Origin of the sequence: Nostoc sp. (assembly GCF_036919615.1) — a bacterium.
GTDB lineage: Bacteria > Cyanobacteriota > Cyanobacteriia > Cyanobacteriales > Nostocaceae > Nostoc.
The window spans coordinates 1-7,024 of sequence record NZ_JBALCN010000054.1 but is presented as its reverse complement, the minus strand read 5'-3'; the positions used below and the strand labels follow the sequence as shown (position 1 = coordinate 7,024).

The 7,024-nt window shown below is 44.6% G+C and carries 5 protein-coding genes; 2 read left to right on the top strand and 3 right to left on the bottom strand.

Annotated features, from left to right (window positions below):
* Window positions 1-350 precede the first annotated feature (350 nt).
* Window positions 351-2,780, bottom strand: a complete 2,430-nt coding sequence (locus tag V7K48_RS16715; RefSeq protein WP_335074304.1) for a GH116 family glycosyl hydrolase — start codon at window positions 2,778-2,780, stop codon at window positions 351-353.
* Between the two features lie 389 nt (window positions 2,781-3,169).
* Here V7K48_RS16715 and V7K48_RS16710 point away from each other — a divergent pair, with 389 nt between their 5' ends.
* Window positions 3,170-3,643, top strand: a complete 474-nt coding sequence (locus tag V7K48_RS16710) for a hypothetical protein (RefSeq protein ID WP_335074303.1) — start codon at window positions 3,170-3,172, stop codon at window positions 3,641-3,643.
* A gap of 226 nt (window positions 3,644-3,869) precedes the next feature.
* Here V7K48_RS16710 and V7K48_RS16705 read toward each other — a convergent pair whose 3' ends face one another.
* Together V7K48_RS16705 and V7K48_RS16700 are read right to left on the bottom strand one after the other, a co-directional pair.
* Window positions 3,870-3,995 (bottom strand): hypothetical protein, encoded by a 126-nt coding sequence (locus V7K48_RS16705; protein WP_335074302.1) that lies wholly within the window; start codon window positions 3,993-3,995, stop codon window positions 3,870-3,872.
* 154 nt (window positions 3,996-4,149) lie between these two features.
* A complete protein-coding gene (locus V7K48_RS16700; RefSeq protein ID WP_335074300.1) occupies window positions 4,150-4,485 on the bottom strand; it encodes a CU044_2847 family protein in 336 nt (111 codons plus the stop codon).
* Window positions 4,486-4,554: 69 nt separating this feature from the next.
* On the opposite strand from V7K48_RS16700, the gene V7K48_RS16695 reads away from it, so the two are divergent.
* A complete protein-coding gene (locus V7K48_RS16695) occupies window positions 4,555-6,930 on the top strand; it encodes an nSTAND1 domain-containing NTPase (RefSeq protein WP_335074298.1) in 2,376 nt (791 codons plus the stop codon).
* Window positions 6,931-7,024 lie beyond the last annotated feature (94 nt).

Here is a 7,024-nt window from a genome sequence, read left to right as displayed (position 1 = left end):
ATTGCTGCCATGAATCAATTTAAACCCTGTTATGCTTCTGGATGATTTAGCTTATTTACTACTTGCTTATTCCGGAAAGTGACAGAAGAGGGTTATAGCAGTGGACAAAGCCGTTAGGACAAGTTGGCGTTAAACACCTTCAACAAGCGTACATTGTGAATTTATTTTTGTCCTAAGCTTTCTGTCCGTTGCTATAGCAGTGGGTTTTGATAAACTAGCGCGGTTGAAACAAATGGCGATCATAATAGTCTGGCGAGTGAGTCGCCTAATGTAGACATTCGTAAATAGGGTAGCCCAGCTGTGCTACCCTATCTGTGTTGCATCAAAACGAGAACCGCTTTGATAGCCAATCAATTAATAACTAAGTAAATTCCCCAAATCGCCATTGCCCGTAAGTAAGTGCTAGCGCGGAAAGTACCAGTTGCGGTGATAGCTTCAGGCGTGCGAAATTGCAGACCATTGTCGTAAATTTGCTGCACCACAACTTGCGTCAACCTAAACGCTTCATCCTTCATTCCCATCTGCACAAGAAAAGCCGCCAGCCCAAAGTTTATACCTGTCCAGACTTCCAGGGGATGAGTAGCTTTGGGGTTTTCTGGTGAACCGTCAGGACGAACACCATTCGCAGCACCAAACTCACCATTGCAGAATTTCAAAAAGCAAGCATCATAAACAGTTTTTAGGGCAGAGAGGGCGCGATCGCTCGGTACAATATCAGGTAAGTCCAGCAGACGGGCGTAGAATTGTCCACACAATTGATCTGCCATTACCACATCAGAACCACTTTCACTATCAAGTCGATAATATTGCCCATTCCAGAGTTTTTCATCGTAAATGGGGCGAGATTTTGCCAACAAAGCTTGATAGATGGATTTTTTTACTACTAAGTCCCCTAGATTCACAAGGTTTTTCTCGAATAAAACCTCACTAATAGCGATCGCAGCCTCCAGTGCTGCCAACCACAACCCTCCACAATAGGCGCTGACACCTTGTAACCGCCAATCATCAAAGGTTTGATCGGGTGCGCCAGAATTTTCAGGAATCCCATCGCCATCAAGGTCAAAAGTTTTCAGGTAATCGAGGGTTTGAACGATCGCAGGCCAGCAATCTGCTAAGAATTCTACATCGTCAGCACCCGTGAGCAGAAAATCACGGTATACTTGCAAGACAAAATCACTACTTAAATCTTTCCATAAATTACAGTCTTGATAGCTGGTGTAATTGGTTTTCTCCCAAACGTGTTCATTCGGTGCGCCTAAATCGTGGGGTGTTGCACCTGCGACTTTGCGAACTGCGATCGGACTTTCTGCCTTAATTGTCATGTAATAGCCAATTATTCGGGGAGTATCATCACCTTTAGGAATTGCCCGTGCAAATGCCCGCATTACTGACTTTTCCAGTTCTGGAAACAGCATCAGCAGGGCAAAAGAGCCATACAATCGTACATCTAGACTTTCATACCAACGGTAATCTAAGCACTCTAGCACCGCAAACTGACCGATGGAGTCAAGTTCCGATGCTGCACTCCAGAGAGTACCGCCGTTAGTGAGGTCGTAAAGCTCATTAAATAAAGCCATCTTAAACCAGTTAGGTAAATCTTCCCGATCGAGAATCGGTTTTTGCCAACTTTGAATTTGCGATCGCCAGGTTTGGTATTCTTGTAGGGCGGTAGATGCGATCGCCCAAGCATTGTTACCACTTTTATCCCAAAAGTCTGTATATCTGCGGTAATAGTTTACTCCAGCCGCAAATTCTGTGATCGGCAAATCCCAAGCGACAACAAAGGGGATTTCCAGAGTTTGGCCTGGTTGGAGAGTAAAACGAAGTGCGATGCCTGCGGCCGGCGTAGCCATCGCAGCCCCTAATTGTGTATTCTCTGTTGCTGAAGTTGCATCAAGATAATTAGGCAAAGAACCATCTTTAGCAAAGCTTTGCCACACCTCTTCACCTGTTCCTTCCGGATTCCACTGACTGTGGTGAAATACTTCCACTTGGGGATGCTTCAGCGTCGCAATACACCAGGTTCCGTCACCTTCCTGCAATGGTTCATTACTACCAATCCGACTGAAAAGACAGCCAAACTGTTGTGTATTTTCAACTATTTGGTTATAGTTACCTTGACTTTTGCCCCAGCGCGGTTGGTATTCGTAAACCGGACTACCATCATCGCGCACTCGCACTTGGGGAGATTTGAGGGCGTTTGTAAACCAGCCCACCATATTTTGCCAAGTGAGCATAATACTCAGAGTAATAGGTGCATCTGTGGGGTTGTGGGCATTCCAGAGGAATATCGCTACAGGGTAGCTAGTTTCTTGGTAATTACCTGCCCAGATTGGTGAAAATTGCTCACAGGTCAACTGGACTTGAAATACATTTTCATACACAAACCAGCTACGCGGGTATAGGGCGTGATAATTGCCCGTCCCCTCCGTGCCGGGAAGTGTCGGATACCACTGCCAAGCCTTGAGAGTGCTATCATCGGGCGCTTGCGTAGACAAAGCGTAGGCTTGGGAAGATGTACCATAAGATTCAAACACACTGAATTGACAGGCGGGGACGTTTTTGAAGGTATGCTCACCGCCATCGATGTGCCACAGGTTAAAATCTCCCCGTGAAGAACGACCGATACAACCTGCACCAAAGCCACCTAAAGGCATACCATGCCAAGGGCCATCATCGATATTACTTGCGTAGCGGACGGTATAAGGTTTGTCCCAGCCCAAGCCGATGGGACGGCTCCAAGTGCAAGAGGGAATTTCTGGAGAGAGTTGATTTGTCATCGCCTAATGTTACAGCGTGCAGTTACGTCAATGAAGACTAGCGTGATGTGCGATTTTTCTCAAGGGGCACGGCAATGCCCATTGGTGTCAACTTAACGTGAAACCCTTGTGAAGAGGTGATATTGACTTCATTCACTTACGGTTACTCACCGCGTCACCCCACCCTAACCCTCCCCGATGTATTGGGGAGGGAACTAGATTCCTTTTTCCCCCCTTGGAAAGGGGGGATTAAGGGGGGTAAAACGCCTGTGGGATAAGCGTTTGAGCTTAAGTTGACACCAATGGGCAATGCCGTGCCCCTACCTCGTGTTGTTGAAGCTTTGAACTTGGTAATTTTGTTATATATGTGGGCACTCTAAAATTAAGCAACCTACTAGAGACTAATTTTTATGTCCACAGCCCCAATTAGTGCAACACTAGCGCAATCAGAGAGAGATACTGTGTTGCAAGCGATCGCTACAATTAAAGAAAAGCTACCATTTTTGATTGATTTAAGTAACGAGGAGCGAAAAGCTTTACCCAAAATGGGAGATAAAAGCCGCGCCTTTGTCAGCAAAGCATTAGAGGTGGCGACACAAAATCCAGAGTTTTTACCGCGATCGTTTGACCTTAATGAGATGCGGAAAGACGTTCAATTATTTGAAGCTTTATATCCAGTATTGCTGTCTTTGTCACAATTACAAGAGTTGCTGGATGATACTTCGCTAGCGGTGGGTAGTGAAGCTTATGCAGCCGCCTTGCAGGTGTATAACTATGCCAAAGCTAGTGGACAAGGTGCTGGTTTAGATGGAGTAGTTGAGGAAATGGGGCAAAGGTTCGCCCGTAAATCTCGGAAATCCAAGCCTCAAGCAGCAGCGTTGTAGAAAATAGCTCGCTAATTGCACTTCAAAGATGCAACATTGCAGATTAAAACTCGGATGTTTGAGTAAATTGCTCGGCGTTCCGAGTTCTGAACTCCAAGCTTCACTCTCAGAACATGAAATTTCGAGATGAGAACACAAAACTTTGAGCTTTGAACAGCAACGTCCGAGATTCAAAGGTGAATGATAGTGAGTGGAGGGCGTAGGCGTAGCCCGTCGAAGACATCGCTCACCCCTTGAACTCGGAAGTTCGTGTTCTATGAGTGAATGATGATGAATCAAAGGCGATCGCTTCTGTAATAATTAGGTTAGCCGACACTATAAAGATGTCCCAAATCATGAGCTTCGTTGTCATCCCGCAGGGGAATTAAATTCATCTGCTAATAGCTAAAGTCCTCTTCAGAAAACTAAGGAAAGATTTCAGTCCACTTGAGTGGACTTGCGCTATGAGCCTGGAAATTTATTTCCGGGCGTGATATGGGTAAGCACGATAATCCAACTATTGCTATTTATGGCTTCTTCTCTGGAAACTTATACTTAACCTCAATTTCAAAATTACTCTCCGCCGACCCTTCAGTTAAAAACGGAATGCCAGTTTTCCCACCCAGCTTGATGCCAAACTTAACTGTTACCTCCTCAGCGTCAGGTAAATTCTTGAATGCACCAACAGCTAACTTGGCATAATTACGAATTCTGCCCTGAAATTCGTGAATGTTTAGCGCGGGTAAACCATCACGGTATCCCGGTTCCTCTTCCTCTGGAATCTCAGGAGCCGTATTTGATTCTACGTAGATTTCGTACTCTTGATCGTCTTCTTTGATAATTAAACGTTGCACTTCTGACATAATAGTCTCAGTTACTCTTGAAGTTATTCTTAGTAAGATTAGTCCAAAACAGATGCCAGGTTAGATTATATGGCTAGATATGCACTTGTGTTGGGAATTGCTAAGTATGACAATTTCACCAACCTACCAAAGGCTGTCAATGATGCTGAACACATCGCCCAACTGCTGCGCGAACAAGGTAGATTTGATGTTCAGCGTTTACCTGGCAAGTTAATCGAGAGTGAGAATCGCTGGCAAATCACACCTGATAAAAAGTTAAATGGTAAAGAACTCGGAGAAGAACTGAGAAGATTTTTGTTAGAAAAAGCCAAACGTGCGGACGCATTAATTTATTTTGCCGGACATGGATTTGAAGCAACTAGCCACACAGGTATAAAGAAGGGATATTTGGCTACTTCAGATTGCAATAAAGAGGGGCAAAATGCGATCCCCTTTGATGAACTCAACACGTTAATCAGTGAATCTCAACTCAGCAGTTTGGTAGTACTGCTGGATTGCTGCTATGCTGGCTCTTTATTAGAGAGAAGTTTTATCAACTCTGGTTTCTCCGTTTTCAATAGCAAACAAGACTACTGCTTAATTACAGCCTCCCGCGCTTTTGAAAGAGCGCGTGAAGATGCCGAAGGTGGGATTTTCACCAAAGCCGTCATCAAAGGACTGTCTGAAGATAAAGCTAAGGGTACTAGAGGAGAAGTCAATGCCAACGACTTGATGAGCTTTGTATCGCGGGAACTCAACGGAAGTGGACAAGAAGCAATTTACATGGGTGGCGGTAGGTCAATTCCTTTGGTTTGGTATTCAGCAAAGAATCAGGTAGCGGCTGCGGTGGTGAGTGAAAAATCTCCCTATCGGGGATTACAAGCTTTTGACAAAAAACACGCCAAGTTCTTTTTTGGTCGGCAAAAAGTAGTTAGCTTAATTCAACAAAAACTCACTCAAGCTAACTTTATTTCCATCATTGGCGCTTCGGGGAGTGGTAAATCTTCCGTTGTGCAGGCAGGTTTGATTCCAGTGTTAGAAAAAAATGGTTGGCGAATCTTAGAATCAATTTTGCCTGGAGTTCAACCTTTAGCAGAGTTAAAACGAGCCTTTACACAGTTATTTGAACGCACGGAAATTAGGGAAATCTCGGCTCTCATTGACACAGAAGGTTTATCTACCGTAATTTCTAGGCTGACTGGTTCTGAGCGTTGCTTATTGGTGGTAGATCAATTTGAAGAAATTTTTACCCTTGGTTCTCAGGAAGAAGAAAGACAGCGATTTATTGAGTTGTTAACCCAAGTTTCTGAAGGGCGGTTAGCAATTGTCACCACGATGCGAGCTGATTTTCTGGAATACTGTTTGAACTATAAATCGCTGACACAACTAATTCAGGAACAAGCGGTGTATATGCCGCCATTACTAGGGGCAGAATTAGAAGAAGCGATCGCATCCCCAGCGAGGTTACAAGGCTATCAGTTGCAAACGGGATTATTGGGAACGATCCAGCAAGAAGTAGTAGGGCAAGAGAAAGGCTGCTTACCATTATTACAGTTTGCCCTGACTGAAGTTTGGGAACAGCGCGATAAACCAACTCACCAGTTAACAATTGCTAAGTTTAACGAACTAGGTGGAGTCATTGGGGCGTTGAACCGTCATGCAGAAAATTTGTATACAAGTTTCACCAAACAGCAGCAACCTTGGGTCAAGCGGATTTTATTGAAATTGGTGCGTACTGGTGCAGAAGACAAGGATACCCGACAGCGACAACCAAAACAGGAATTGTTAAATCTTGCTGGTGAAAACCTAGATGAGCAGCAAGCAATCAATCAAGTTATAGAAAAACTAATCCAAGGACGTTTAATAGTAACTGACACAGAAGCCAGAGAAGAAGTTTGGATTGATTTAGCCCATGAAGCTTTAATTGATGGTTGGCAGAAATTGCGAGAATGGCGACAACAAGACCGAGACTTACGGCGGTTAGATGATAAATTAGCCGATGCTTTGCGAGAGTGGTTGCACAAGGAAGAAGATGAAAAATACCTCATGCCAAGAGGATTGTTAGCAGAGGTGCGAAAAAATTGGGAAAAGTTAGAGCCTGATTTATCATCTCAAGCCAAGGACTTTTATCAGCGCAGCCTTGCTGATGAAGAAAAACAAAGAGCCGACCGGAAATTTGTTCTCCAAGACAGCATTAAAAAATCTTTGCAAAAGAAAACAGAAACTATCAAGAAAATACTCCCTGTCCAACCCCTCAAAGCTTCAGTTATGGCAATACAAGTCATAGGTGAGAATCTGGAGAAAATGCCAGAGCAAATTCTCACTCCAGTTCAGAATAGACTGCAACAAGCGATGGATATCTTAACTCCTTTCCGTGGTCATCAGGATGAGGTCTGGTCTGTCGCCATTAGCCCGGATGGGCAGACGATTGTCAGTGGGGGTAGTGACGGCATAGTGCGGTTGTAGAATTTCCAAGGTCAGCCCTTGGCTGAACCCTTCCGTGGTGATCAGGGTAGGGTCAATTCTGTCGCCATTAGCCCGGATGGGCAGACGATTGTCA

Coding starts and splice junctions, on each gene's coding strand:
- V7K48_RS16715 (WP_335074304.1), bottom strand. CDS start 2,780: ATGACAAATCAACTCTCTCCAGAAATTCCCTCTTGCACTTGGAGCCGT.
- V7K48_RS16710 (WP_335074303.1), top strand. CDS start 3,170: ATGTCCACAGCCCCAATTAGTGCAACACTAGCGCAATCAGAGAGAGAT.
- V7K48_RS16705 (WP_335074302.1), bottom strand. CDS start 3,995: ATGACAACGAAGCTCATGATTTGGGACATCTTTATAGTGTCGGCTAAC.
- V7K48_RS16700 (WP_335074300.1), bottom strand. CDS start 4,485: ATGTCAGAAGTGCAACGTTTAATTATCAAAGAAGACGATCAAGAGTAC.
- V7K48_RS16695 (WP_335074298.1), top strand. CDS start 4,555: ATGGCTAGATATGCACTTGTGTTGGGAATTGCTAAGTATGACAATTTC.